The sequence below is a fragment of the Ancylobacter sp. G4_0304 genome (assembly GCF_047501495.1).
Classification (GTDB): domain Bacteria; phylum Pseudomonadota; class Alphaproteobacteria; order Rhizobiales; family Xanthobacteraceae; genus Ancylobacter.
In genome coordinates this window covers 32,986-55,903 of record NZ_JAZDRM010000031.1, presented here as the reverse complement: position 1 = coordinate 55,903, position 22,918 = coordinate 32,986, and the positions used below count along the sequence as shown (strand labels likewise).

Annotated in this window: 23 protein-coding genes and 1 pseudogene; 14 read left to right on the top strand and 10 right to left on the bottom strand. The window is 69.1% G+C overall.

The genetic code is table 11. The annotated features are described in order from the left end of the window. Window positions 1-114 (top strand): annotated as a pseudogene (locus VRZ77_RS16835) (IS5/IS1182 family transposase); the annotation flags it as partial. 21 nt (window positions 115-135) lie between these two features. Here VRZ77_RS16835 and VRZ77_RS16830 read toward each other — a convergent pair. The 3 genes from VRZ77_RS16830 to VRZ77_RS16820 all read right to left on the bottom strand — a co-directional run bounded on the left by VRZ77_RS16830 (window position 136) and on the right by VRZ77_RS16820 (window position 2,645). Further along, window positions 136-315, bottom strand: a complete 180-nt coding sequence (locus VRZ77_RS16830; RefSeq protein WP_414593763.1) for a DUF1328 domain-containing protein — start codon at window positions 313-315, stop codon at window positions 136-138. A gap of 81 nt (window positions 316-396) precedes the next feature. After that, complete coding sequence (locus VRZ77_RS16825; RefSeq protein WP_414593762.1) at window positions 397-1,296, bottom strand: LysR family transcriptional regulator; 900 nt, start codon at window positions 1,294-1,296, stop codon at window positions 397-399. Between the two features lie 158 nt (window positions 1,297-1,454). Beyond that, window positions 1,455-2,645, bottom strand: a complete 1,191-nt coding sequence (locus tag VRZ77_RS16820; protein ID WP_414593761.1) for a DNA recombination protein RmuC — start codon at window positions 2,643-2,645, stop codon at window positions 1,455-1,457. Window positions 2,646-2,745: 100 nt separating this feature from the next. On the opposite strand from VRZ77_RS16820, the gene def reads away from it, so the two are divergent. Genes def through VRZ77_RS16805 form a run of 3 tightly spaced genes read left to right on the top strand, consistent with a single transcriptional unit; the run spans window position 2,746 to window position 4,664 of the window. Next, the gene (gene def / locus VRZ77_RS16815; protein WP_414593760.1) at window positions 2,746-3,285 is read left to right on the top strand and encodes a peptide deformylase; all 540 of its coding nucleotides are present in this window, start codon (window positions 2,746-2,748) and stop codon (window positions 3,283-3,285) included. Between the two features lie 27 nt (window positions 3,286-3,312). Continuing rightward, window positions 3,313-4,227 carry a methionyl-tRNA formyltransferase gene (gene fmt, locus VRZ77_RS16810; RefSeq protein ID WP_414593759.1) on the top strand — a complete coding sequence of 305 codons (915 nt, stop codon included), beginning with the start codon at window positions 3,313-3,315 and terminating at the stop codon, window positions 4,225-4,227. Then, window positions 4,224-4,664, top strand: coding sequence for an N-acetyltransferase family protein (locus VRZ77_RS16805; RefSeq protein ID WP_414593758.1), 441 nt, complete (start codon window positions 4,224-4,226; stop codon window positions 4,662-4,664). The genes fmt and VRZ77_RS16805 overlap by 4 nt, the downstream gene beginning before the upstream one ends. A gap of 57 nt (window positions 4,665-4,721) precedes the next feature. Here the strand turns inward: VRZ77_RS16805 and VRZ77_RS16800 are convergent, their stop codons facing one another. Then, window positions 4,722-5,357: a peroxiredoxin gene (locus VRZ77_RS16800; RefSeq protein WP_414593757.1), complete on the bottom strand. Its 636-nt coding sequence runs from the start codon at window positions 5,355-5,357 to the stop codon at window positions 4,722-4,724. Between the two features lie 180 nt (window positions 5,358-5,537). On the opposite strand from VRZ77_RS16800, the gene VRZ77_RS16795 reads away from it, so the two are divergent. Next, window positions 5,538-5,795 (top strand): YMGG-like glycine zipper-containing protein, encoded by a 258-nt coding sequence (locus tag VRZ77_RS16795; protein WP_414593756.1) that lies wholly within the window; start codon window positions 5,538-5,540, stop codon window positions 5,793-5,795. A gap of 61 nt (window positions 5,796-5,856) precedes the next feature. On the opposite strand, the gene VRZ77_RS16790 is transcribed toward VRZ77_RS16795, so the two are convergent. Next, the gene (locus tag VRZ77_RS16790) at window positions 5,857-6,483 is read right to left on the bottom strand and encodes a S24 family peptidase (protein ID WP_414593755.1); all 627 of its coding nucleotides are present in this window, start codon (window positions 6,481-6,483) and stop codon (window positions 5,857-5,859) included. Window positions 6,484-6,630: 147 nt separating this feature from the next. Here VRZ77_RS16790 and VRZ77_RS16785 point away from each other — a divergent pair, with 147 nt between their 5' ends. Together VRZ77_RS16785 and VRZ77_RS16780 are read left to right on the top strand one after the other, a co-directional pair. Continuing rightward, on the top strand, window positions 6,631-7,011 hold the full coding sequence (locus tag VRZ77_RS16785; RefSeq protein ID WP_414593754.1) for a DUF952 domain-containing protein: 381 nt from the start codon (window positions 6,631-6,633) through the stop codon (window positions 7,009-7,011). 24 nt (window positions 7,012-7,035) lie between these two features. Beyond that, on the top strand, window positions 7,036-8,112 hold the full coding sequence (locus VRZ77_RS16780) for a quinone-dependent dihydroorotate dehydrogenase (RefSeq protein ID WP_414593753.1): 1,077 nt from the start codon (window positions 7,036-7,038) through the stop codon (window positions 8,110-8,112). On the opposite strand, the gene VRZ77_RS16775 is transcribed toward VRZ77_RS16780, so the two are convergent. The 4 genes from VRZ77_RS16775 to VRZ77_RS16760 are packed head-to-tail and all read right to left on the bottom strand — an operon-like array spanning window position 8,109 to window position 12,489. Next, window positions 8,109-9,431: an MATE family efflux transporter gene (locus tag VRZ77_RS16775; protein ID WP_414593765.1), complete on the bottom strand. Its 1,323-nt coding sequence runs from the start codon at window positions 9,429-9,431 to the stop codon at window positions 8,109-8,111. The genes VRZ77_RS16780 and VRZ77_RS16775 overlap by 4 nt on opposite strands. Window positions 9,432-9,450: 19 nt before the next feature. Beyond that, a complete protein-coding gene (locus tag VRZ77_RS16770) occupies window positions 9,451-9,720 on the bottom strand; it encodes a DUF6460 domain-containing protein (protein ID WP_414593752.1) in 270 nt (89 codons plus the stop codon). 52 nt (window positions 9,721-9,772) lie between these two features. After that, complete coding sequence (locus tag VRZ77_RS16765) at window positions 9,773-11,446, bottom strand: cisplatin damage response ATP-dependent DNA ligase (protein WP_414593751.1); 1,674 nt, start codon at window positions 11,444-11,446, stop codon at window positions 9,773-9,775. Beyond that, window positions 11,443-12,489, bottom strand: coding sequence for a ligase-associated DNA damage response exonuclease (locus tag VRZ77_RS16760; RefSeq protein ID WP_414593750.1), 1,047 nt, complete (start codon window positions 12,487-12,489; stop codon window positions 11,443-11,445). The genes VRZ77_RS16765 and VRZ77_RS16760 overlap by 4 nt, the downstream gene beginning before the upstream one ends. 72 nt (window positions 12,490-12,561) lie before the next feature. On the opposite strand from VRZ77_RS16760, the gene VRZ77_RS16755 reads away from it, so the two are divergent. The 5 genes from VRZ77_RS16755 (at window position 12,562) to pdeM (ending at window position 17,982) form a co-directional block, all read left to right on the top strand. Beyond that, entirely contained in the window at window positions 12,562-13,491 is a 930-nt protein-coding gene (locus VRZ77_RS16755; protein ID WP_414593749.1) for a methyltransferase domain-containing protein, read from the top strand. A gap of 102 nt (window positions 13,492-13,593) precedes the next feature. Next, window positions 13,594-14,253: a GYF domain-containing protein gene (locus tag VRZ77_RS16750; protein ID WP_414593748.1), complete on the top strand. Its 660-nt coding sequence runs from the start codon at window positions 13,594-13,596 to the stop codon at window positions 14,251-14,253. Between the two features lie 113 nt (window positions 14,254-14,366). Next, window positions 14,367-14,717, top strand: a complete 351-nt coding sequence (locus VRZ77_RS16745; RefSeq protein WP_414593747.1) for a hypothetical protein — start codon at window positions 14,367-14,369, stop codon at window positions 14,715-14,717. Between the two features lie 63 nt (window positions 14,718-14,780). After that, on the top strand, window positions 14,781-17,273 hold the full coding sequence (locus VRZ77_RS16740) for a ligase-associated DNA damage response DEXH box helicase (protein ID WP_414593746.1): 2,493 nt from the start codon (window positions 14,781-14,783) through the stop codon (window positions 17,271-17,273). Between the two features lie 7 nt (window positions 17,274-17,280). Continuing rightward, window positions 17,281-17,982 (top strand): ligase-associated DNA damage response endonuclease PdeM, encoded by a 702-nt coding sequence (pdeM, locus tag VRZ77_RS16735; RefSeq protein WP_414593764.1) that lies wholly within the window; start codon window positions 17,281-17,283, stop codon window positions 17,980-17,982. 9 nt (window positions 17,983-17,991) lie between these two features. On the opposite strand, the gene VRZ77_RS16730 is transcribed toward pdeM, so the two are convergent. Further along, window positions 17,992-21,252 carry a hypothetical protein gene (locus tag VRZ77_RS16730; protein ID WP_414593745.1) on the bottom strand — a complete coding sequence of 1,087 codons (3,261 nt, stop codon included), beginning with the start codon at window positions 21,250-21,252 and terminating at the stop codon, window positions 17,992-17,994. A 438-nt stretch (window positions 21,253-21,690) separates the two neighbouring features. Between VRZ77_RS16730 and VRZ77_RS16725 the strand changes: the two genes are divergently transcribed. Further along, window positions 21,691-22,122: a MerR family transcriptional regulator gene (locus VRZ77_RS16725; protein ID WP_414593744.1), complete on the top strand. Its 432-nt coding sequence runs from the start codon at window positions 21,691-21,693 to the stop codon at window positions 22,120-22,122. A 179-nt stretch (window positions 22,123-22,301) separates the two neighbouring features. After that, a complete protein-coding gene (locus VRZ77_RS16720) occupies window positions 22,302-22,916 on the top strand; it encodes a 2-hydroxychromene-2-carboxylate isomerase (protein ID WP_414593743.1) in 615 nt (204 codons plus the stop codon). The last annotated feature ends 2 nt before the right edge of the window (window positions 22,917-22,918 follow it).

Sequence of the window (22,918 nt, the reverse complement as noted above, 5' to 3'; positions counted from 1 at the left end):
TTCAACAGGATCAAGCAGATGCGCGGCCTCGCCAGCCGCTACGACCGGCGCCCAGACAACTTCCTCGCAGCCCTCAAGCTCGCTGCCGTCCGCATCTGGATCAATGCGTTATGAGTCCGCTGCCTAGCAGGCTGTTTACGGCATCCGGCTGGAGCGGCCGCGGAACATGCCGATGACGGCCGAAACCAGGAACAGGATGATCGCGACGAAGAAGATGATCTTCGCGATCTCGATCGCCGTGCCGGCGATGCCGCCGAAGCCGAGAACAGCAGCGATCAACGCCACGACGAGGAAAGTAAGCGCCCAATTCAGCATGCCCGGTCTCCTTGATCGATGTTGCGGACGACGCCGCGTCACCGATACAACGAGGCCGGGAACTTCCGGTTCCCTGCCGGTTCACATGCGATTTGAAAGCTCCGGCGCGATGGCGCGCGCCTCGGCGACCAGGGCGGTGACGATCGGCGTCATTGGCTCGCGATCCAGGACCACCAGGCCCATCTGGTGGAGCACTTCCGGTTCCTCGATCGGAATCGAGCGGATATTGGGCGGGAAGGCGAACACGTCGGCCAGCGTCTTGGCCACCACGCTCGCCCATTGGCCGGTGCGCACATGGGAGAGCAGGGCGATGGTGGAATTGGCCTCCAGCATCGGCACGGTATTGTGGCCGGCGGCGTGGAGCTGGCGGTCGACGATGCGGCGGTTCTGCATGTCGGGGGTCAGCAGGCACAGCGGAACCTGTCCGATCTCCTCCCAGGTGACGCGCGCCCGGTCGCCGAGCGGGGCGTCGATCGAGGTGAGGAAGCGGTAGCCTTCCTTGTAGAGCGGCACGGTCTTCATGCGCCCGAGCGGATCGTTGTCGAGATAGGTGACGCCGGCATCCGCCTCCAGATTTTCGAGGAGCCGGAGGATTTCGTTCGAGGTCGCCGACATCAGCGTGAAGCGCACGTCGCCATGCCGGGCATGGAACGGGGTGGTGAGTTCGGAGAGCATCGGCATGGCGGTGGGGATGGCGGCGATGCGCAGATGGCCGGAGAGCCCCTTGCGCAGCGCGGCGATTTCCTGGCGCATGGCGCGGGCGTCGCCGATGATGCGCCGGGCCCATTGCAGCGCGCGCTCGCCCTCAGGGGTGAAGCCGATGAAGCGTGAGCCGCGTTCCACGAGCCGCACGCCGAGCGTTTCCTCAAGTTGCTTGAGGCCGGCCGAGAGCGTGGGCTGCGTGACCCCGCAGGATTCGGCGGCGCGTCCGAAATGGCGTTCCTTGGCGAGGGCGAGCAGCAGTTCAAAACGGTCGAGCACGCGAGGATCCCGGCACAGCGTATGAGGCGATAGTCTCTCTCTATCAGACTATCGGTTCGCCGAGCAGGTGCGAATTGGAGACATGAAAGACAAGAGTGCGACGCTCGCCTTTCCACTCGGCACATCCGGTCGCCGCCATGAGAGGCGAACGAACCGGCCTATTCCGCCGCCCCATGCGCGAAGGGCAGCGTGCCCGCGCGGGAATCCTGGTTGGCGGCCGCGGGCGGCGTCTCGAATTCGAGCTGCTCGATCCGCGCGCCGCGCCGGGCCACCTTGTCGGCCGAGATCAGCGCCTGCGCCACATCCTCGCCCGCCTGTCCGAAATGCTTCTGCAGATTGCCAATGCGCTCGCGCAGCCGCGCGACATCGGCCACCAGCGCCCCGCATTCGGCGCGGATGAGGTCGGCCTGCTCGCGCATGCGCGCATCTTTCGAGATCGCCTGCACCACCTGGATTGCCAGCATCAGCAGCGAGGGCGAGACAATGACGACGCGGGCGCGGAAGGCGCGCTGGATGGTCTCGTCGAAATGCTCGTGCAACTCGGCATAGACCGATTCCGAGGGCACGAACATCAGCGCAATGTCCTGCGTCTCGCCGCTGACCAGATAGCGGTCGGCGATGTCGGAGATGTGCTTGGCCACGTCCTGCCGGAGCCGGTTTTCGGCCTGCTTTCGCGCTTCCGGAGTCGATGCCTCGCGGAACGCGGTCACCGCCTCCAGAGGGAATTTGGAATCGACCAGAAGCGGGCGCGCATCGCCCGGCAGGAACACGGCGCAATCGGCGCGCCGCCCGCTCGCCAGCGTGTACTGGAAGGAAAAACTGTCGCGCGGCAGCCCGTCGGCGACGATCGCCTGCAGCCGGCCTTCCCCGAACGCGCCGCGCGCCTGCTTGTTGGCCAGCGTCTCGCGCAGACTCATGACCTGGCCGGACAATTCGCCAAGGCTGGCGCGCGCCTGGTCGACCAGCGCCAGCCGCTCGTTGAGCCGCACCAGATTCTCGTGCGTGCTCTCGCTGGCGCGGGCGAGGCTCTCGCCGATGCGGTGCGAGGAAGCGTCCAGCCGCTCGGCGACGGCGCGGGCCAGTTCGCCCTGCCGCTGGGCGAGAAGCTCTGCCATGGATTGCACGCGCCCCGTCGCCTCGGCCTGTCCGCGCGCCAGCTGGAGCAGGCGTTGCTCCATCTCGTCCGCCCGGCGGGCCTGTTCGTCGGCATCGAGGCTGCGCGCCCGCGCGCCGCGCACCAGCGCGACCAGCACGGCAAGCAGCAGCGCAAAGCCGGCCGCCGCACCGCCGATGACCAGTTGCGCGAGCGTGATCGAATAGGCGCCGAGGACGAACACGATCTGTTCCATCCGTCCTTCCTAGCAGATTTCGTCAAACATGCGAACGAAAAGTGAACATTAGCGCAGGCGCTCCGTTGACCGGCGCGCCCGCGTCGCTTATCTCGGCGTCATGTCGATACGTCCGCTGGTCATCATCCCCGATTCCCGCCTCCGTCTCGTGTCCGAGCCGATCGCGCGCGTGAACGCGAAGACGCGCGCGCTGGTCGAGGACATGTTCGAGACCATGTATGACGCGCCGGGCATCGGGCTCGCCGCGATCCAGATCGGCGTGCCCGAGCGGGTGGTGACCATCGATGTCGGCTCCCGCACCGAGGGCGACGAGGAGGGCGAGAAGCGTCCGATCGCGCTGATCAATCCCGAGATCGTCGCCGCCTCGGAGGAACTCTCGGTCTATCAGGAAGGCTGCCTGTCGATCCCGGAATATTACGAGGATGTCGAGCGCCCGGCGCGGGTGAAGGTCCGCTACATGGATATCGATGGCGAGATCCGGGAGATCGACGCCGACGGCCTGCTCGCCACCTGCGTGCAGCACGAGATTGATCATCTCAACGGCGTGCTGTTCATCGATCATATTTCCAAGCTCAAGCGCGACCGCGTGGTGAAGAAGTTCACCAAGCTCGCCAAGGAAAAGGCCCGGGACGGCGCGTAAGCCGCGTCTTCCGCAAAGGGGAAGGCCATGCGCATCGTTTTCATGGGCACGCCGGAATTCGCGGTGCCGACGCTCGCGGAGATCGTCGGCAGCGGCCATGAGGTCGTGGCCGTCTATACCCGTGCGCCCGCGGCGGGAGGGCGTCGCGGGCTGGAGCTGGTGCCGTCTCCCGTGCACCGCACCGCCGAGCGCTTCGGCATTCCGGTGCTTCATCCCGCGAGCCTGCGAGGCGAGGCGGCCGCGGAGGTCTTCGCCTCCCATGAGGCCGATGTCGCGGTGGTGGTGGCCTATGGCCGCATCCTGCCGCCCGCCATTCTCGCCGCCCCCGCGCTCGGCTGCCTCAATCTGCACGCCTCGCTGCTGCCGCGTTGGCGCGGTGCGGCGCCGATCCAGCGCGCGATCATGGCGGGCGATGCACAGACCGGCGTCGCGGTGATGCGCATGGAAGAGGGGCTCGATACCGGGCCGGTCGGCCTCACCGAGCGTGTCGCCGTCGGGCCCGACATGACGGCGGGCGAGCTGCACGACCGGCTGATGGGCATCGGTGCTGATCTGATGGGCCGGGCGCTGGCGGCGCTGGAGCGCGGGGCATTGCATTTCACGCCCCAGCCGGTCGAAGGCGTGACCTATGCCGCCAAGATTGAGAAAGGCGAGACCCGTATCGATTGGTCGCGCCCGGCACAGGCGGTGCACGACCATATTCGCGGTCTCGCCCCGTTCCCCGGCGCGTGGTTCGAGCGCGATGGCGCGCGGGTCAAGGTGCTGCGCTCCACGCTGGCGGCGGGTTCCGGGCGGCCGGGCGAGGTGCTGGACGAGCTGACCATCGCCTGCGGCGAGGGCGCGGTGCGCCTTATCGAGGTGCAGAAGGCCGGCAGCCGAGCGATGCCGGTTCAGGACTATCTGCGCGGCAATGCGGCGAGTGCCGGGGAAGTGCTGTCATGAACGCCATCCGCCCGCTGGTGCCCGGCGATCAGGCGGGATGGCTTGATCTCTGGCGGGGCTATCAGCGCTTCTATGAGGTCGATCTGGCGGAGACGGTGACCGCGACCACATGGTCGCGCCTGCTGGACCCGCGCGAGCCGGTCTGGGGTGCGCTGGCCGTCGAGGGCGACGCGGCGCTCGGGCTGGTGCATTACATCTTCCATCGCTCGACGTGGAGCGAAGGGGCGGTCTGCTATTTGAACGACCTGTTCGTGGCAGACGCCGCGCGTGGCCGCGGGCTGGCGCGCCAGCTCATCGAGCATGTGTATGAGGCCGCCCGGCAGGCGGGCTGCGCCAAGGTCTATTGGCTCACCCACGAGACCAATGCGACCGCGCAGGCGCTTTATGACAGGGTCGCCGAGCGCAGCGGCTTCATCCAGTACCGCAAGATTCTGTGAGGCGGAGCCCGACCGGGACGACGGCGTAGGCGGTGCCGTCGTCCCGGTCTCGTCGCATCACTTGCCCGGCTGGGCGACGACGCGCAGATAGGGCTTCAGCGTCTTCCAGCCTTGCGGAAACTTTTCCTTCGCCGCCTCGTCGCTGACGGAAGGCACGATGATCACGTCATCGCCGTCCTTCCAGTTCGCCGGGGTGGCGACGGAATGCTGGGCGGTGAGCTGGAGCGAGTCGATCACCCGCAGGATCTCGTCGAAGTTGCGTCCCGCGCTCGCCGGATAGGTCAGTGAGAGCTTCAGCTTCTTGTCCGGCCCGACGACGAACACCGAGCGCACGGTCATGGTGTCGGAGGCGTTGGGGTGGATCATGTCGTAGAGGTCGGCGACCTTGCGGTCCTGATCGGCGATCAGCGGGAAGTTCGGGGCATAGCCCTGCGTCTCCGCGATGTCGGCCGACCACTTGGCGTGGGCCTCCAGAGGGTCGACCGACAGGCCGATCACCTTGACGTTGCGGCGGTCGAATTCCGGCTTCAGCCGCGCGACCTGGCCGAGCTCGGTGGTGCACACCGGGGTGAAGTTCTTCGGATGCGAGAACAGCACGCCCCAGGAATTGCCGAGCCATTCGTGGAACTTGATCGGCCCCTCGGTGGTCTGGGCCTCGAAATCGGGAACGACGTCGCCGAGCCGGATGGACATGGGCACTCTCCTGATGCGAATATTACAATAAAACAATGTTGTATATATCATAATACTCAATTTGCTCCGTAGGAAGGGGCGCGCGCATCGCGGATACCGGAACCAAAGCGGGGCTTGAGCGTTGATGCCTCGGAATTTGGTGAAGCGGCACGATGGGCCGCCGCGTTCGGGAGAGAACAGATGCTCAGGATTATTGCGATTTCCGCTGTGGCGCTCAGCATGGCGGCCTGCACCACCACCGAGCGTCGCGCCGGCACCGGCGCGCTGATCGGCGGCGGCACCGGCGCCGTGATCGGCGGCATTGCCGGCGGCGGCACTGGCGCGGCGATCGGCGCGGGCGTGGGTGCGGCCAGCGGCGCGGTTATCGGTGCGGCAACGACCCCGCGCGAGTGCTGGACCCGCGACCGCTGGGGCAATCCGATCGCGGTGCGCTGCTGAGCCATCGGCGTGAGTTGAAGGAGGAAGGGCCCCGCGAGGGGCCCTTTGTCTTTTCCCCGCGCTACTGGCTCGCCCAGAGGATGCGGGCGATGAAGGCGAGCTCCTGTTCCTGGAACAGCCGGTCCTCGTGATCGGGATTGAGCGAACGCAGTTCGATGGTCTTGGCGGTGCGGCGTTTGAGTTCCTTCGCCAGCACCTCGCCTTCGCGCGTCTTCACGATCACCCGGTCGCCGCGCCGCACCGTGGCGGTGGGCGAGACCACCACGATATCGCCGTCGCGATAGAGCGGCATCATGGAATCCCCGGTGATTTCCAGCGCATAGGCGTGCTCGTCGCCCACATCGGGAAACATGATCTCTTCCCACGAGCCGCCGGCCGGAAAGCCGGCATCGTCGAAGAACCCGCCCGTGCCGGCCTTGGCGAGGCCGATCAGCGGGATAGCCCGGCCGGCCGGCGCCGTGCCGTCAACCATCTGCATGAAATCGTCGAGCCCGGTGCCGGTGGCGGCGATGATCTTGGCGATGCTCTCGGTGGAGGGCCAGCGCTGGCGCCCGTCGCGGGTCGAGCGCTTGGAGCGGTTGAAGGTGGTGGCGTCGAGCCCCGCGCGCTTGGCGAGGCCGGAAGGACTCAACCCGTGGCGCTCCGCCAGCCGGTCGACCGCTTTCCATATCTGAGAATGGGTCAGCATGGGGGCACGTCTCTCTGGTGTGAACGATGGACGCGAGCCGAATCTTGATCCTGAAATAGGAATTTATACCCTATTTCCGACAAAGTACAGCACGCTTGCACCGGTCGTCCCTCCGGTCTAGAGGTCGGGTTATCCGCCGTGGCGGCCATGCGGAGCTGTCCCTTGCCCGATCTCATCTACAAGATTGCCCCCCGTTCCCTCTGGGAGAGCGCGGAGCGCGCCGGCTTCTTCGAGGGAGCCCCGGTCGATCTGGCCGACGGCTACATCCATTTTTCGACCGCGGCACAGGTGCACGCGACCGCGGAGCGGCATTTCAAGGGGCAGGATGACCTCGTGCTGGCGGCGATCGATGCCGGCCGGCTTGAGGCCACGCTGCTGAAATGGGAACCCTCGCGCGGCGGGCAGCTGTTCCCCCATCTTTATGGTCCGCTGCCACTGGCCGCCGTGGCATGGGTTCGTCCCTTGCCGCTGGGGCCGGATGGGGAGCATGCCTTTCCGGCCGATTTGTTTCCCGGCGATAATGGCTGAGGCCGCACACGGAGCGCAGCCGTCATGACCTCCCTTCTCGACCTCGCCCTGCCGTTCGCCCGGCTGCTGGACCCGGAGACCGCGCACGGTCTGGCGATCCGTTCGCTGTCCTGCCTGCCGCCGCGCCCGGCGCCGCCGGATGACGCGCGGCTCGGCGTCGAGGCGTTCGGCCTGCGCTTTCCCAATCCGGTGGGGCTGGCGGCGGGCTTCGACAAGGAGGCGCAGGTGCCGGATGCCATGCTCGGCGCCGGTTTCGGCTTCGTCGAGGTCGGTACCATCACGCCGCTGCCGCAGCCGGGCAATCCGCGCCCGCGCAATTTCCGCCTCACCGAGGACCGCGCGGTGATCAACCGCTACGGCTTCAATTCCGGCGGGCACGGTCCGGCGAAGGCGCGGCTGACGGCGCGGCGCGGCCGGCCGGGAATCGTGGGCGTGAATGTCGGGGCCAATAAGGAGGCGAGCGACCGCGTCGCCGATTATGTCGCCGGCATCCGGGCCTTCGCCGGTCTGGCCAGCTATTTCACCGCCAATGTCTCCTCGCCCAACACGCCCGGCCTGCGCGATCTGCAGGAGGAGCGCGCGCTCGACGAGTTGCTGGCGCGGATCATCGAGGCGCGGAACGAGGCGGCGCCCGGCGTGCCGCTGCTGCTCAAGATCGCGCCCGATCTCGCGCTCGCCCATCTCGACGGCGTGGTGCAGGTCGCCCGCCGTCGCGGCATTGATGGGCTGATCGTCTCCAACACCACCATCTCCCGCCCTGCCACGCTGCGCTCGGCCCATAAAAAAGAGACCGGCGGCCTCTCGGGGCGCCCGCTGTTCCCGCTGGCGACACGCATGCTGGCGGAAACATATGTGCGGGCGGATGGCGCCTTCCCGCTGATCGGCGCCGGCGGCATCGACAGCCCCGAGACCGCGCTCGCCAAGATCGAGGCCGGGGCCAGCCTGATCCAGATCTATTCAGCGCTGGTCTATGAGGGGTTGGGGCTCGCGGAGCGGATCAAGGCAGGGCTGTCGGCGCGGCTCGCCCGCGAGAATCTGCCGCTCGCCGCGCTGGTTGGGCGTAAGGCGGCCGCGCGCGTCGCTGAACCCTTTCCGGCCTAAGGGAAGGAGCGCCTGACCAGCGCCGGCATGCGCAGCGCCTGGAACACGCCGCGCCCGGCCATGAAAGTAAGGTAGGCGATCCACAGCCCGGTATTGCCGAGCTGCAAAGTCAGCCACCACACCAGGAAGAACAGCCCGACCGCCGGCAGCATCAGATTGCGCATGTCGCGCGCCCAGGTGGAGCCGGCATAGATGCCGTCATAGGCAAAGGCGGCGACGCCGAGCAGCGGCGTCAGCGCCGCCATGGGCAGGAAATCCCGCGCCACCTGCCGCACCGCTTCATTGGCCGCCAGCAGGTCGATGATCGCTCCACCGCCAAAGATCAGCGCCAGACTTGCGGGGAGAGCGAAGGCAAAGCCCCAGAACAGCACCAGATTGACCGCGCGGCGGAAACCGGTGCGGTCGCGCGCGCCGATGCTCTGGCCGCAGATCTGCTCGGCGGCGGTGGAGAAGCCATCGAGGAAGAACGCGGTCACCATGACGATGTTGTAGAGCACGGCATTGGCGGCCAGCGTCACGTCGTCATGGCGCGCGCCCTGCGCGGTGAAGAACAGCAGCACCAGCATGAGCAGGCCGGTGCGGATCATGATGTCGCTGTTCACCGCCACGGTCTCGATCAGCCGCGCGCGCTCGACGATCCTTGACCACGGCGTGCGCCAATCGCGCCCGAGCAGCAGCCGGGCGCAGGCGAGGCCCGCCACCGAGCCGGCGACCTCCGCCAGCACATTGGCGATCGCGGCGCCGGCGATGCCGAAATCCCAGTACAGGACCAGCAACACGGTCGCGAGCGCGTTGACCGCGGCGATCAGCACCTGAAGGCCGAGCCCGACATCGGTGCGCGCGATGCCGACCAGCCAGCCGAGGATGGCGAAATTTCCGATGGCGAAGGGAGCGGCGAAGATGCGTACCGAGAAATAGACCCACGCCGCCGCGCTCACCGCCTCGCTGGTGCCCATGGCGGTGAAGGCGAAATGGCCGACCGGCACATGCACCACGATGATTGCGAGGCCAATGGCGACCGAGATCGCCAGCGCGCGGGCCAGCACCGCCCGGATTTCCGCCGCGTCGCCACGGCCGAGTGCCTGCGCGGTGAGGCCAGCCGTGCCCATGCGCAGCGAGCCGAACACCCAGAACACGAAGTCGAACAGCAGCGCCCCGACCGCGACCGCGCCGAGCAGCGCGGCATCGCCGAGCCGTCCGATGGCGCCGGTGGCGATGAGGCCGAGCAGCGGCGTGGTCATCTGCGCCAGCGTCGCCGGCAGGGCGATGGCGAGGAAGCGGCGATGCGTGACGTCGGCGCGCCCGGCGGCGGCGCCCATATGGGCGGTGGTCACGGGCTCAGCGCCCGCGATTTGCGATGCGCATCAGCAGCCAGAGCGGGATCACCACCACGGCGCCGAGCAGGAAATAGCCCCACAGCCGGCCGATGGCCTCGAAGCTGAAATTGAACAGATTGAACACCAGCCGCTGCAGGCTTTGCAGAATGTTCAGCGGATCGAGGCCGAGCGCGCTCAATATCACGCCGATCACCACGGAAAGCACGATCAGCCGGAGCAGCACCCACACGGGCGAGCCGCCCATGAAGCGGGAAAGCGGGTTGTCGGCCATGGAAGCGGCTCCATACGCGGGGCGAACGAGCCATTCACCTAGCATGCGGGCCTCAGGATTGGGAGGCGCCGGCCGGGCTCGCCAGCAGCGCTTCCAGCGTCGCCAGCCGGTCGGCCTCGCCGGGCGGCTTGTCCCAGCGCAGCCGGGCGATGCGCGGGAAGCGCATGGCGAGGCCCGAGCGGTGGCGGGTGGAGCGCGCCAGCCCCTCGAACGCCACTTCCAGCACCAGCCCGACGCTCGTCGTGTGCACCACCTCGCGCACCGGCCCGAAGCGGCTGACCGTGTTCTGGCGCACGAAGCGGTCGATCTCGATCAGCTCGGCGTCGGTGAAGCCGAAATAGGCCTTGCCGACCGGCACCAGTTCACCGGCTTCGGTCCAGACCCCGAAGGTGTAGTCCGAATAATAGGAGGAGCGCTTGCCGTGGCCGCGCTGGGCATACATCAGCACGGCGTCCACCGTGTGCGGATCGCGCTTCCATTTCCACCATGGCCCGGTCGGGCGGCCGGGCAGATAGAGGCTGTCGGCGCGCTTGATCATCACGCCTTCCACCGCCTCGGCGTCGGGCCCCGCGCCGTGCCCCGCCGGCTCGGCCCGCGCCTGCGCCAGTTGCTCCCAGCTTGCGAAGGCGATGAGCGGGGAGAGGTCGAGCGGCTGCGCCGGCGCGCGCGCCACCAGCGCCTCCAGCCGGGCGCGCCGCTCGTCGAAGGGCAGGGCGCGCACATCCTCGTCGCCATCGACCAGCAGGTCATAGGCGCGGATATGGGCGGGGAATTCCGCGATCAGCTTGGTGGACACCACCTTCCGGTTCAGCCGCTGCTGCAGCACGTTGAAGGACTGCACGCGCCCCTCGCGCAGGATCAGCAATTCGCCGTCGACCACGCCCTCGAACGCCAGTGCCTCGGCGAGATCGGGGAAGGCGCCGGAAATATCCTCGCCGGTGCGGCTGTAGAGCCTTGTGACCATGCCGCCGTTCAAGTCCCCTAACTCCCGCGCCCGCACCGCCTGCACGCGGATGCCGTCCCATTTCCACTCCGCGCGATAGGCGGCGGGGTCGAACGCGGAGAGGTTCGCCTCTTCCAGCGGATGGGCGAGCATGACCGGGCGGAACGGGGCCGGGTCCTGCGTCTGCGGCCGCTCGCCCCTTCCCTCGGCCCAGGCGAACAGCTCTTCATAGGGCGGGACAAGGCCGGGCCAGACCAGCTCGATCTCGTCCGGCGTCACCTCGCCCAGCGCCGCCACCGCGGTCTTGGCAAGGCGGGCGGAGACGCCGATGCGCAGGCCACCGGTGATCAGCTTGAGCAGCGCCCAGCGTCCGGTTTCGTCCAGCCGGTCGAGCAGCGAGGCGAGAACGGCCGGCATCTGCGTGCGCCCGGCATGGCTCAGCGCCTCGATCACGGCGGAGAGCGGCAGATCGGGGGCCGGGGATGTCTCGGCCACGGCAGCGGCTCCCGCCGGCGCCGGCCACATCAGCGCGACGGTTTCCGAGAGGTCGCCGACATAGTCATAGGAAAGCGCGAACAGCACCGGGTCGGTACGCTCGGCGATGAGCTGGCGGATCAGGCCCGGCTTGGCGTTGCGGAACGACAGCGCGCCGGTCAGCGCCGCCAGCGCGAAACCGCGCTCGGGGTCGGCCGTATGGCGGAAATAATCCGCGATCAGCGCGATCTTGCCATTGCGGCGGGGCTCATAGACCAGCCGGTCGAGCAGGGCGGCGAAGCGGTTCACGGCGCCTCCTCCGCTTGCGGCGTGGCGGCGGGGGCGCCCTCGGCCTCCTCCTCGCCATAGCCGACCATGTGGAGCGGCTGCGCGCGCAGGCCGGCAAGGCCGGCCCAATGCACCAGAGCGTCCTCCTGCCCGTGGGTGACCCAGAGTTCCGAGCACCCGGTGGCGAGGATCGCGGCTTGCAATTCGTTCCAGTCGGCGTGGTCGGAAATGATCAGCGGCAGCTCCACGCCATATTGCCGGGCCCGCGCGCGGATGCGCATCCAGCCCGAGGCGAAGGCGGTGACCGGATCGGGGAAGCGCCGCGACCACACGTCGCCAAGCGCGCTCGGCGGGGCGATCACCACCGCGCCGGCCATTTCCGCCGGTTTCGCCTCGCGGGCAAGGCGCACCGGCCCGAGCGGGATGCCCTGCGCGGCATAATAGGCGGTGAGCCGCTCCGCCGCGCCGTGCAGCAGGATCGGGCGCTCATGACCGGCGGCGCGCAGCAGCGCGATGACGCGCTGCGCCTTGCCGAGCGAATAGGCGCCGACCAGGTGCGCGCGCTCCGGGAACAGCGCCAGCGATGCCATGAGCTTGGCCGTCTCCGCCATGGCGGGCGGATGGCGGAACACCGGCAGGCCGAACGTGGCCTCCGAGATGAACACCTCGCAGCGCACCGGCGCGAAGGGCGCGCAGGTCGGGTCGGCGCCAGGCTTGTAGTCGCCCGAGGCGACGATGGTCAGGCCCTGCCAATCCAGCGCGATCTGCGCGCTGCCGAGAATGTGGCCGGCGGGATGGAAGGTGATGCCGACGCCGTTCATCTCGATCCGGGCGCCATAGCTCGCGGCCTGGGTGGTGCCGGCGAAGTCCTCGCCATAGCGGATCGCCATGATGTCGAGCGTCTCGCGGGTCGCCAGCACCGCGCCATGACCGGCCCGCGCGTGGTCGGAATGGCCATGGGTGATCAGCGCCCGCGCGACCGGGCGCACCGGATCGATGAAGAAATCGCCGGGCGGGCAGTAAAGCCCTTTCGGTGTGGGATGAAGTAGCTCTATCGGACGCATGTCGCTCCAGATATAGGGCGTGCGCCCGTCAATTTCGCCGGTGCATTCATCGATGGCAGTCCCGAGGGTTCCATGGCCGCCGTTCCGCTCTTCCTGTCGTCCGGCGATCCGTCGGTGGACCGGCGCATCGAGTGGGCGCGCGCGCTGCTGGAGGAGGGCAACCCTGCGGATGCCGCCGAGCTCCTCGTCGAGGCGCTGCGGCGGGAGAACGGTTATGCGCCCGGCTGGTTCCTGCTCGGCGAGGCGCGCGAAACCGCCGGCGACGCGGTGGGTGCCGCCGATGCCTTCGCCCGCGCGCTGGAGCATGACCCTCAGGACCGTCTCGGCGCCGGGCTGCGGCTGGCGCGGCTGACCGGCGGCGCGACCCCGGACATGAGCCCGGCCTATGTGCGCACCCTGTTCGACCAATATGCCGATCGTTTCGACGATGCGCTGGCGCGGCTCGGCTATCGCGGGCCGGAGCTGATCGACCGGGCGCTGGAGGCGGCCTGCCGCGCGCTCGGCCAACCTTATGCCTTCGCGCGCGCCCATGATCTGGGCTGCGGCACCGGGCTGGTCGGGGCGCGGCTGGCGGAGCGCGTCGGTTCCATGTGCGGGGTGGACCTGTCGCCGAACATGGTGGAGCGCGCGCGCCGGCGCGGCTGCTATGACGAGCTGGTCGCGGGCGACATGGTGGAGTTTCTGCGTGCCCGTCCCGGCGAAGACGCGGACCTGATCTTCGCGGGCGACGCCTTCTGCTATCTCGGCGATCTCGACCCGATCCTCGCCGAAGCGCACCGCGTGCTTGAGCCGGCCGGGCTGCTGGCCTTCACCGTCGAGACGCATGACGGGGACGGCATCCTGCTGCGCGAGACCATGCGCTACGCCCACACCGCCGACTATGTGCGCGCCGAGCTTGCGGGCGCCGGGTTGGCGCTGGCGAGCCTCGACGCGGATTCGACCCGCAATGAATCGGGCCAGCCGGTGCCGGGGCTGGTGGCGGTGGCGCGCCGCGTGGAGTGAACGTTAGGTGGCTCTTGGTTGTATTTGTGAGAAATTCAATTCTTAGTTGAAATCCGAACTTCGCTATTCGATGATACCGCTTCCGGCATGGGGAGCGTGGCGATGGCCGACGAGATCGAGGCAGGCAGACATCCGAGCCTGCCTGTGGCAGCAAATTCCACCACCTTTCCTCATTCCACCACGTCCCCCGACAGGCCCCCGCCTCATCCGCTCGATGGCGAGTGGCATCTTCACATTGACGGGCAGGTGTTCGGCCCCTTTACCGGCCACCAGCTTCGCGATTTCCTCCGCGAAGGCCGCCTGTCAGAGGACACCGACGTGGCGCGTCTGGGATCCGAGGAGTGGACCAAGGCGATCGACGACAAGGCGCTGGCGCCGCTGTTCGGCCCCCGCCGAGACCCGGCCGCCGTAGCGGCGCCGCCCTCCGTTCCGGTGAATGCTGGCAAGGGCGCAACCGTCGTGCAGGTCACCAACCACATCGCCGCGCCCGAGCCAAAACCGGTGCTGATCGTCGATGGCGGCGACGCGGCGCCGAAATCCGCCGGCCTCGCTCTGGTCCTGTCCATCCTGATTGTCGGGCTCGGGCAGATCTATAACGGGCAGGTCGGCAAGGGCATCCTCATGTTCTTCGGCTGCATCCTGCTGTGGTTCATCTTCCTCGGCTGGATCATCAATATCTGGTCGTGGATCGACGCCTATCAGACCGCGAAGGCGATGAACCTCCGATATATGCGCAATCTGGCGCTCGGAGTGGTTCGTTGAACCGGGGGCGGCAGGCGTCGTTCGCACGCTGCCCGCGCTGCGCTTTCCCGATCACCGAACGAACGCTGACCTGCGAGCATTGCGGGGGCTTCGTCCCGGCCGGGGAAGTGGCGGTGAGCGGCGTCCTAGACCGACTCTCCCTGCTTTTTCTGGGGCGGCCCGTCGCCACCGTTCCGCTGCCGCAGCTTGCCTTGTGGCTGGCGTGGGTTCCGCTGTTCATCGGGCCGCCGGTCGCCGCGCTGGTCATCGTCGGCTTGAAGGTCGGGCGGGATTGGAGAAGGCTGCACGCACGCGAATGGCGGGACCCGGCGCTCATCGCGGGGCTCAATATCGTGCTGAGCCTTCTGATCTGGAGCTATGCCGCGCAGGAGATCGCCGGGCTGGCGCGCGCCGGCGTCTCGGCGGCAGGCGCGCTGTTTCAGGAGGCGCGGCCGGCGCCGGCCCCGCGCGGCATGGCGATCTAGCCGCCAGCGCTTCCCCACAGCGAAGCGTGGAACTTTTGCAGAACATTCGCTAGTTTCACCGGCGTGAGCACCGACGCCGTTCTGTCCCCCGACGAGTTTCTGCCCGAGACCTTCCTGCGCTGGTTCGCCGCGCGGGGCTGGGCGCCGCGCGCGCATCAGCTTGAACTGCTGGCCAAGGCGCGGGCCGGGCGCTCCACTCTGCTGATCGCCCCGACCGGCGCGGGCAAGACCCTCGCGGGTTTCCTCCCGACGCTGGTGGAACTCGCCCGCCCGGCCAACCGGCCGCGCGGGCTCCATACGCTCTACATCTCGCCGCTCAAGGCCTTGGCGGTGGATGTCGCGCGCAATCTGGAGCGGCCGGCGGCGGAGATGGGGCTGCCGGTGCGCATCGAGACCCGCACCGGCGACACCCCCGCCTCACGTCGCCAGCGCCAGCGCCGCGACCCGCCCGACATTCTGCTCACCACGCCCGAGCAGATCGCGCTGCTGCTGGCCTCGGCTGACGCACCATTCCTGTTCGGCACGCTCCAGCGCATCGTGCTGGATGAACTCCACGCGCTGTCCGGCTCGAAGCGCGGCGACCTGCTCAGCCTCGGCCTTGCGCGGCTGCGCGCGCTGGCGCCGGAGGTCCAGACCGTCGGCCTTTCCGCCACGGTGGCGGACCCCGAACGCCTGCGCCGCTGGCTGGTGCCGCAGCAGGGGGGCGGCGAGATGGGGGATGTTGTCATCGCCCCGCCCGGCGCCGCGCCGGACCTCTCCATGCTCGACAGCGCGGCCTATGTCCCTTGGGCCGGGCACACGGCGCGGCATTCGCTGGCGGAGATTTACTCCCTGATTGGCCGGCACCGCACCACGCTGGTGTTCGTCAACACCCGCATGCAGGCCGAGCTGCTGTTCCAGGAGCTGTGGCGGATCAACGAGGAGAACTACCCGATCGCGCTGCATCACGGCTCGCTCGACGTCTCGCAGCGCCGCCGGGTCGAGGCGGCGATGTCGGAGGGCCGGCTGAAGGCGGTGGTTTGTACCTCCTCGCTCGATCTCGGCATCGACTGGGGCGATGTCGATCTCGTGGTCAATGTCGGTGCCCCCAAGGGCTCCTCGCGGCTGATGCAGCGTATCGGCCGCGCCAACCATCGGCTGGACGAGCCGTCGCGTGCGGTACTGGTGCCGGCCAATCGCTTCGAGGTGCTGGAATGCCGCGCGGCGCTGGAAGCGGTGCGGGCCGGGGCCCAGGACGGCGCCGTGGAGCGCGCCGGGGCGCTCGACGTGCTGGCGCAGCATGTGCTGGGCATGGCGTGCGCCGCGCCGTTCGAGACGGACGAGCTCTATCGCGAAGTGGTCTCTGCCGAACCCTATGCCGCCCTGTCGCGGGCGGATTTCGACGATGTGGTCGCCTTCAACGCCACGGGCGGCTACGCGCTGCGGGCTTATGAGCGCTTCGCCCGCATCCGCCAGCGCAAGGATGGGTTGTGGCGGGTGGCAAGCCCGCAGGTGGCGCAACAATACCGGCTGAATGTCGGCACCATCGTCGAGGCGACCATGCTGAAAGTGCGCCTCGCCTCGGAGAAATCCCGCTATGGCGGGCGGGTGCTGGGCGAGGTCGAGGAGTATTTCGTCGAGACCATGAGCCCGGGCGACACCTTCGTCTTTGCCGGCGAGGTGCTGGAATATCGCGCCATCGTCGAGGACGAGGTACGGGTGGTGCGCACCGCCGCCAAGGACCCCAAGGTGCCGTCCTATGACGGCGGCAAATTCCCGCTCTCCACTTTTCTCGCGAGCGGGGTTCGCGCGATGCTGGCCGATCCCGCGCGCTGGAAGGCGTTGCCGGCGCAGGTGCGCGAGTGGCTGGAGATCCAGAGGCTGCGCTCGCGCCTGCCGGGCCGCGAGGATCTGCTGGTCGAGACGTTTCCGCGCGGCGGGCGCTACTACCTTGTCGCCTACCCGTTCGAGGGCCGGCTCGCCCACCAGACGCTCGGCATGCTGCTGACCCGCAGGCTGGAGCGCGCCCGGCTGCGCCCGCTCGGCTTCGTGGCGAACGACTACGCCATCGCGGTCTACGGCCTCTCCGACCTGTCGCTGGCCATCGCCCAGGATCGGCTATCACTGGACGGTCTGTTCGACGCCGACATGCTCGGCGACGATCTGGAGGACTGGCTGGCCGAGGCGGCGCTGATGAAGCGCACCTTCCGGCAATGCGCGGTGATTGCCGGGCTGATCGAGCGGCGCTTTCCCGGCAAGGAGAAGAGCGGCCGGCAGGTCACCATGTCGACCGACCTCATTTACGACGTGTTGCACCAGCATGAGCCCGGCCACGTGCTGCTGCGCGCGGCGCGGGCGGACGCGGCGACGGGATTGTTGGACATTCGCCGCCTCTCCGACATGCTGATGCGCATCAGGGGTCGAATCGACCATGTGGCGCTCGGCCGGGTCTCTCCGCTGGCGGTGCCGGTGATGCTGGAGATCGGCCGGGAGATGGTGGCGGGCGAGGCGGCCGATGCGCTGCTCGCCGAGGCCGAGGAAGATCTGATCCGGGAGGCGATGGGTGAGCTGGGCTGAGGCGGACATGACGGAGGAAGCGCCGCCGGAAGGCGAGGCGATCGAACTCGCCGGCGCCCGGCTGCTGCTGGACGCCGCCGGCGCGCTGTTCTGGCCGGCGCAGGACATGCTGATCGTCGCCGACCTGCATCTGGAGAAGGGCTCCGCCTTCGCCGTTCGCGGCATTCCGCTGCCGCCCTATGACAGCCGGGCGACGCTGGCGCGGCTCGCCGGCATCGTGGCCCGCCGCCGTCCGCGCGTCATTCTTTTCCTCGGCGACAGCCTGCATGATCGCGGCGCCGGGGGGCGGCTCGGCGATGTGGAGCGCGATATGCTGGCGGACATCTCGCGCGGGCGCGACATGGTGTGGGTGGCGGGCAATCACGATCCCGACCCGGTGCCGCAGCTCGGCGGGATGCATCTGCCGGAGTTGAAGCTCGGCCCACTGACCTTCCGCCACGAGCCGGCGGGCGGGGATGCGCAAGGCGAGGTGGCCGGGCATTTCCACCCGGTGGCGCGGCTGGTGCGGCGCGGCCGGGGCATAAGGCGCCGCTGCTTCGCCAGCGACGGCCGGCGGCTGGTGATGCCGGCGCTGGGCGCCTATGCGGGCGGGCTGAACATTCGCGATGCCGCGCTGGCCGGGCTGTTCGCCGGCCCCTATGCCGCGCATCTGGTCGGCGCGACGCGGACCTACCGCATCGCCCACCACGCCTGCCTGCCGGACCGGTAGGCCGGTCTCTCAGCGCGAGGCGGTCTTGCGGGGAATCGAGGCGTCGAGGTCGATGCCCGAGCCGCTATTGGCCTTGGCGTCGACCATCAGCGGCGCCCAACCCTCGATCGAGGCGCGGGCGGCGTCGAGCGACTTGGCGTCCATCTTGCGGGCAACCTCGTCGCGCTTCACGGCGGCTTCGTTATCGCCGCTGGACGCAGCCAGAGAGAACCACTGCCAGGCCTCGGCCAGATTGGTCGTCACCCCGAAGCCGCGCGCGTAGAGCACCGCGAGATTGTACTGGCTGTCGCGCACACCGCGCTCGGCGGCGCGGGTGAACCATTCGGCGGCGCTGCGGTAATCCGGCTGGCCGTCGACGCCGGCCGCCAGCAGCACGCCGAGATTGTGCATGGCGCGGACATTGCCCCCGGTCGCGGCCTGCTCGTAGAGCTGGCGGGCACGGGCAATATCGCGCGGCACCTCTGCCATGCCCTTCTCATAGATCGCGCCGAGCCGGTAGGCGGCCGGGACCGAGCCATTGGCGGCGGCGTACTGGAACCACTCGGCGGCGCGGGTCACGCTCGCCGGCACGCCGTTGCCTTCCATGAAGCGGTGCGCGATCTCATACGCCGCGCCGGCGTCGCCGGAGAGCGCGGCCGCGCGCAGGCCCGGGCTGCCGATGCCGCCGGGAAGCTCCGCCGGCTGCGACATGCTGGAGGGCTGGGGAGCGGGAGAAGGTGCGGCTGGGGCCGGGGCGGGCGCCGCCACCTTGGGCGCGGGAGTCGCGGCCTTGCCGATGGAGCCGGTGATGTCGCCCGGCGCCATGGCGGGCTGGCCGCGCGCCGGCTGGCTGCGCGCGGTCATCGCCGGAGCGGGGGCATTGCCGCTGGCCTGAAGCTGCGCCTGCCGCATGGCGCCGAGCAGGTGCCATGATCCGAAGGCCAGCGCCGAGCCGCACAGGCCGATCAGCAGCATGGCGCGGATGCGGGCGAGCCAGCGCGTGGGCCGCTCGCGCTGCTGGCGGTGGCCGATATGGTGATGGCTCGACGGCAGCACCGGCGCGGCGCCCTGCGTGGCGCGGCGCGCGCGGGCGATGAACTCGACGCGGGCCGGGGCACCGTCATCATTCACCGCGTCGGGCACCGGCGGCGCGGGATGAAGCGCGTCGAGGTCGACCGGCGTGCCCAGCTCGTCGTCGAAATCGCGCGGGGAGGGCGCGACGACGGGTGGTGCAGGTGCGATCTCCGGCGCGGCTGCGCGCGCGGGCGTCGCTTCGGGTTCGACTTCGGGCTGCGCTACGGCAGGGATCGGCGCAGGGGGCGCGACCGGCGCCGCCGCGGCCTGCGGCTGGGGAGCCGGGACGGCCGCGACCGGAACGATTGCCGGGGAAGTGGGGGCAGGAGCGGAAGCGCGGACCAGTTCCTCAAGCGCGGCCCGCATCATCTGCGGCGCGAAGGCCTCGCGCGGGGCGGCGGCCGGGGCCGGCGAGGGTGCGCGCGCCGCGGGCGCCGAACTCGCCGCCGAGGCACGGCTCGCCTCGATGGTCGCCATCTCGCGCTTCAGAAGCGCGGCGCCGGGCGCGGGGCCGGTGTGAACGCCGGAGCGGGAAGGGCCGGGCGTGCGCGGTCCGGAGCCGGCGACCATGGTGGCGCGGGTCTCCTCGACCTGGATGAACAGGTCGTTGAGCGTGCGTTCGATGCCCGAGAGCTGCCCGGTGATCTGGCCGGAAATCTGGCCGGCGATCTCGGTGGCCGGGGCGCCGATGCCGTCGAGCTTGGTTGCAAGCGCCGCGATCTGGCGGCTCAACGTCTCGAATTGCTGGCTGGTGGCAACATCGGGCGTCACCGCCGGGCGCTCGATGCGTGTGAGGCGCTCGGTCAGGCCCTGGAACATGGCTTCCATGCCCGCCGGGGGCTCGCGGCGCACGCTGGCGACATTGAGCTGGATGGCATCGAGCCGGCGGAAGATATCGTCGACCGGGATGGCCGGCACCTTGGCGCCATGGGTCTCGATGCGGTCGGCGATCCGGTCCAGCCGCTGCTCCAGCGGCGCGACCAGCGTGCGCATCATGGTTTCCTGCGCACCGGACAGGTCGGCGATCTTGCCCGCCAGCAGCGCCACCTGTTCAGCGAGGCGCTGAACCGAATCGGCGGAGAGCGTGCGGGCGAGCAAGTCGCGGATTTCCGAGGACTGCGCCTGAAGCCGGCTGATGGCGGAGGCGTCGATCGATTTGGCGTTCAGCAGGTCGATCTTGCGCGCCAGCGTGTCGATCCGGCCGGTGACGACCGTGCTGTGCTCGGGCAGGCGCAGCGCACCGATGGTCTCGCGCAGCGCGCCCAGTGTGGCCTTGATGTCGTCATTGGCCGCGCCGCTGCGCTCCACGCGCTCGGCAAGGCTGGCAACGGTGCGCTGCAGTTCGGCCACCGCACGGCGCGGGGCGAGCTGGTCGAGCGCCTCGCGCATCTGCGACAGTTCATGATGCAGCGCGGCGATCGCCTCATTCGCGACCGGGGCCTCGGGAGCCCTGGCTTCCGAGGCCCGCGCGGAGCGCTCCAGGTTCAGCTCGGGGCGCGGCGCGCGCGGCAGCGTCGGATAGGCCGGCAACTCGCGCGGCGCCGGCACGGCGGGCTCGCGCGGCAGCGGCTGCTGGAAGGCGGGCTGAGCGGCGACCGGCTCATGGATGGAAACATCGCGTGTGCCGCGGCCGGCGGCGAGCGCGTCGAGTTCGTTCTGGCGCGCGGCGATTTCCGCCACCGCCGCCTCGATGCCGTCGGCGGTTACGGGCGCGGAATCGTAGGCCTGCGTCGTGGCGTCCGGCGCATGCAGGATGTCGTCGAGCTGGCGCCCGAAGCTCGCGGAGGCGAGGGGATCGGCGGCGCGCAGATCCGGCCGCCGGGGCGGCGTCTCGACAGCGGGGCTCTCGGCCGCTCGGGGGCGCGCGGCTCCAATCTCGCTCATGCGCTCGTTAATGTGGCGGATCGCGGCTTCCAGCTTCGCCTCGGCATAGGCGGCGGGCGAGGGGCGGCCGGGTGTCGGGTCGGCGATCGGGGCTGGCGCGGCGCGATCGGCGAGCTGCTCGATCTGGCTGGCCAGCTCCTGCACGCGGCGGTGCAGGTCGGCGACGCTGCCGGGGCTGCCCGGCGCGGTGTCGGCGGCGAGCGCCTGCGCGCCGAACAGTTGCGCCCGCAGCCACTGGTCGAGGGGAAGGCCGGCACGCTGCGCGGCGTCGCGCATCGCGGTCCAGGCTTCCGTTGAAATCTGCCCGGTGGAAGTGGGGGCTTGCTGCCTCACCGTTCTCTCCGTCGCGTCGGGCGCTGGACGCGGCGGGAATCGCCGGCGCAGCGCAGGAAGCTACCGGGGGCAACTCTTTCGATTTTTGGTAAATGTGGCGTTAATGCCGCAGGACCGTGGCGAGCCGTGGGACGTGTTTCACCGGCGCATCGCGATTCATTCCACACACGACGCAGGGCGTGTGCGGCTCGTGATTTGCGCATCTACCAATGGTGCAGTGCGGCGCGCGAGCGGTTTAACCTGCCGGAACGTAAAGGTGCGTGCGGCCATGCCTGCGGCGTCAAAACGGAATTATGATAGTAAAATCAATTATTTGAATTTTCGTTTAACAGTAAGTTGCCCTAAGGGAGGGTGCGAGTTTCTCCCCCTAGGGCAACTGCGCCCGTACAGTTCATGGCAACGACGCTGACCTTCCCCGTCACACCCGGAGTTGCCATTATGGATTTTACCTCCTTCGAGGCAGACCGCTCGCTTGACGCCTCCGTCCCCGCCGCCGGCGAGACCGAGCTGTTTACCATTGGCGACCTCGCCCGCGAGTTCGACATCACCCTGCGCGCCCTGCGCTTCTATGAGGATAAGGGCCTGCTGTCGCCGCGCCGCGAGGGCCTGACCCGGCTCTACAGCGCCGCCGAGCGTGCCCGCCTCGCCATCATCCTCAAGGGCAAGAAGCTCGGCTTCACCCTCGCCGAGATCAAGTCGATGGTGGCGCTGCGCGAGGGCGGCCCGGTGCCGGCCGGCGGCCTTGCCTTGACCCGCGAGAAGTGCGTCGAGCAGCTCGGCCTGCTGGAACAGCAGAAGCGTGAAGTGGAAGAGGCGATCGGCGAGCTCCGCCAGATGATCGCGGCTTTCCCGGTCCGCGCCGCCGCCTGAGCGACGACCCACCGACATGCAAGCGGCGCCTTCGGGCGCCGTTTTCATGTGCGGGCAGGCGGCGCCTTCGGGCGCCGTTTTGTTTTGCGGGGAGAGGCCGGCGGCTGGACTTTCCGGCGAGGGACGGACCGTTTAGCGTGACAGACCGTCACCTTCCGTCATTGCCGAGTGCCGCGTCCATGTCCCGCCACATCGATTATTACTTCTCCGTCGTCAGCCCGTGGGCGTTCCTCGGTCACGACGCCTTTCTCGACGTCGCGCGGCGGCACGGTCTGCGCGTTTCGTTCCGGCCGGTGTTCCTGGGCGAACTGTTCTCGCAGACCGGCGGCCTGCCGCTGGCCAAGCGCCACCCCGCGCGCCAGCGCTACCGGCTGGTCGAACTGAAGCGCTGGCGCGAGGCGCGCGGCATCGATTTCAACATTTCCCCCGCGCATTGGCCGTTCAATCCCGCGCTTGCCGACGGGCTGGTGATCGCGGCGATCGAGGGCGGACACGACGTCTCCGCGCTGGTCGGCCGGATGTGTTCGGGCGTCTGGCAGAGGGAGGAAAACCTCGCGGATCCGGCGACGCTGGCGGCGGTGCTCGCCGAACTCGGCCTGCCGGCGAAGCTGCTCGACGCGGCGTCGGGCGAGAAGGCCGCCGTTGCTTATCAGGCGAATCACGATGCGGCTGTGGCGGCGGATGTGTTCGGCTCGCCCGCCTATGTGCTCGACGGCGAGGTCTTCTGGGGTCAGGATCGGATCGATCTGCTCGATGCCGCGTTGTCCAGCGGACGGGCGCCGTTCACGCCGTGACG

Coding starts and splice junctions, on each gene's coding strand:
- VRZ77_RS16830 (WP_414593763.1), bottom strand. CDS start 315: ATGCTGAATTGGGCGCTTACTTTCCTCGTCGTGGCGTTGATCGCTGCT.
- VRZ77_RS16750 (WP_414593748.1), top strand. CDS start 13,594: ATGGCCGACGAGATCGAGGCAGGCAGACATCCGAGCCTGCCTGTGGCA.
- VRZ77_RS16795 (WP_414593756.1), top strand. CDS start 5,538: ATGCTCAGGATTATTGCGATTTCCGCTGTGGCGCTCAGCATGGCGGCC.
- VRZ77_RS16770 (WP_414593752.1), bottom strand. CDS start 9,720: ATGGCCGACAACCCGCTTTCCCGCTTCATGGGCGGCTCGCCCGTGTGG.
- VRZ77_RS16785 (WP_414593754.1), top strand. CDS start 6,631: ATGCGGAGCTGTCCCTTGCCCGATCTCATCTACAAGATTGCCCCCCGT.
- VRZ77_RS16725 (WP_414593744.1), top strand. CDS start 21,691: ATGGATTTTACCTCCTTCGAGGCAGACCGCTCGCTTGACGCCTCCGTC.
- VRZ77_RS16755 (WP_414593749.1), top strand. CDS start 12,562: ATGGCCGCCGTTCCGCTCTTCCTGTCGTCCGGCGATCCGTCGGTGGAC.
- VRZ77_RS16805 (WP_414593758.1), top strand. CDS start 4,224: ATGAACGCCATCCGCCCGCTGGTGCCCGGCGATCAGGCGGGATGGCTT.
- VRZ77_RS16775 (WP_414593765.1), bottom strand. CDS start 9,431: ATGGGCGCCGCCGCCGGGCGCGCCGACGTCACGCATCGCCGCTTCCTC.
- VRZ77_RS16780 (WP_414593753.1), top strand. CDS start 7,036: ATGACCTCCCTTCTCGACCTCGCCCTGCCGTTCGCCCGGCTGCTGGAC.
- pdeM (WP_414593764.1), top strand. CDS start 17,281: ATGACGGAGGAAGCGCCGCCGGAAGGCGAGGCGATCGAACTCGCCGGC.
- VRZ77_RS16760 (WP_414593750.1), bottom strand. CDS start 12,489: ATGCGTCCGATAGAGCTACTTCATCCCACACCGAAAGGGCTTTACTGC.
- VRZ77_RS16790 (WP_414593755.1), bottom strand. CDS start 6,483: ATGCTGACCCATTCTCAGATATGGAAAGCGGTCGACCGGCTGGCGGAG.
- VRZ77_RS16800 (WP_414593757.1), bottom strand. CDS start 5,357: ATGTCCATCCGGCTCGGCGACGTCGTTCCCGATTTCGAGGCCCAGACC.
- fmt (WP_414593759.1), top strand. CDS start 3,313: ATGCGCATCGTTTTCATGGGCACGCCGGAATTCGCGGTGCCGACGCTC.
- VRZ77_RS16720 (WP_414593743.1), top strand. CDS start 22,302: ATGTCCCGCCACATCGATTATTACTTCTCCGTCGTCAGCCCGTGGGCG.
- VRZ77_RS16820 (WP_414593761.1), bottom strand. CDS start 2,645: ATGGAACAGATCGTGTTCGTCCTCGGCGCCTATTCGATCACGCTCGCG.
- def (WP_414593760.1), top strand. CDS start 2,746: ATGTCGATACGTCCGCTGGTCATCATCCCCGATTCCCGCCTCCGTCTC.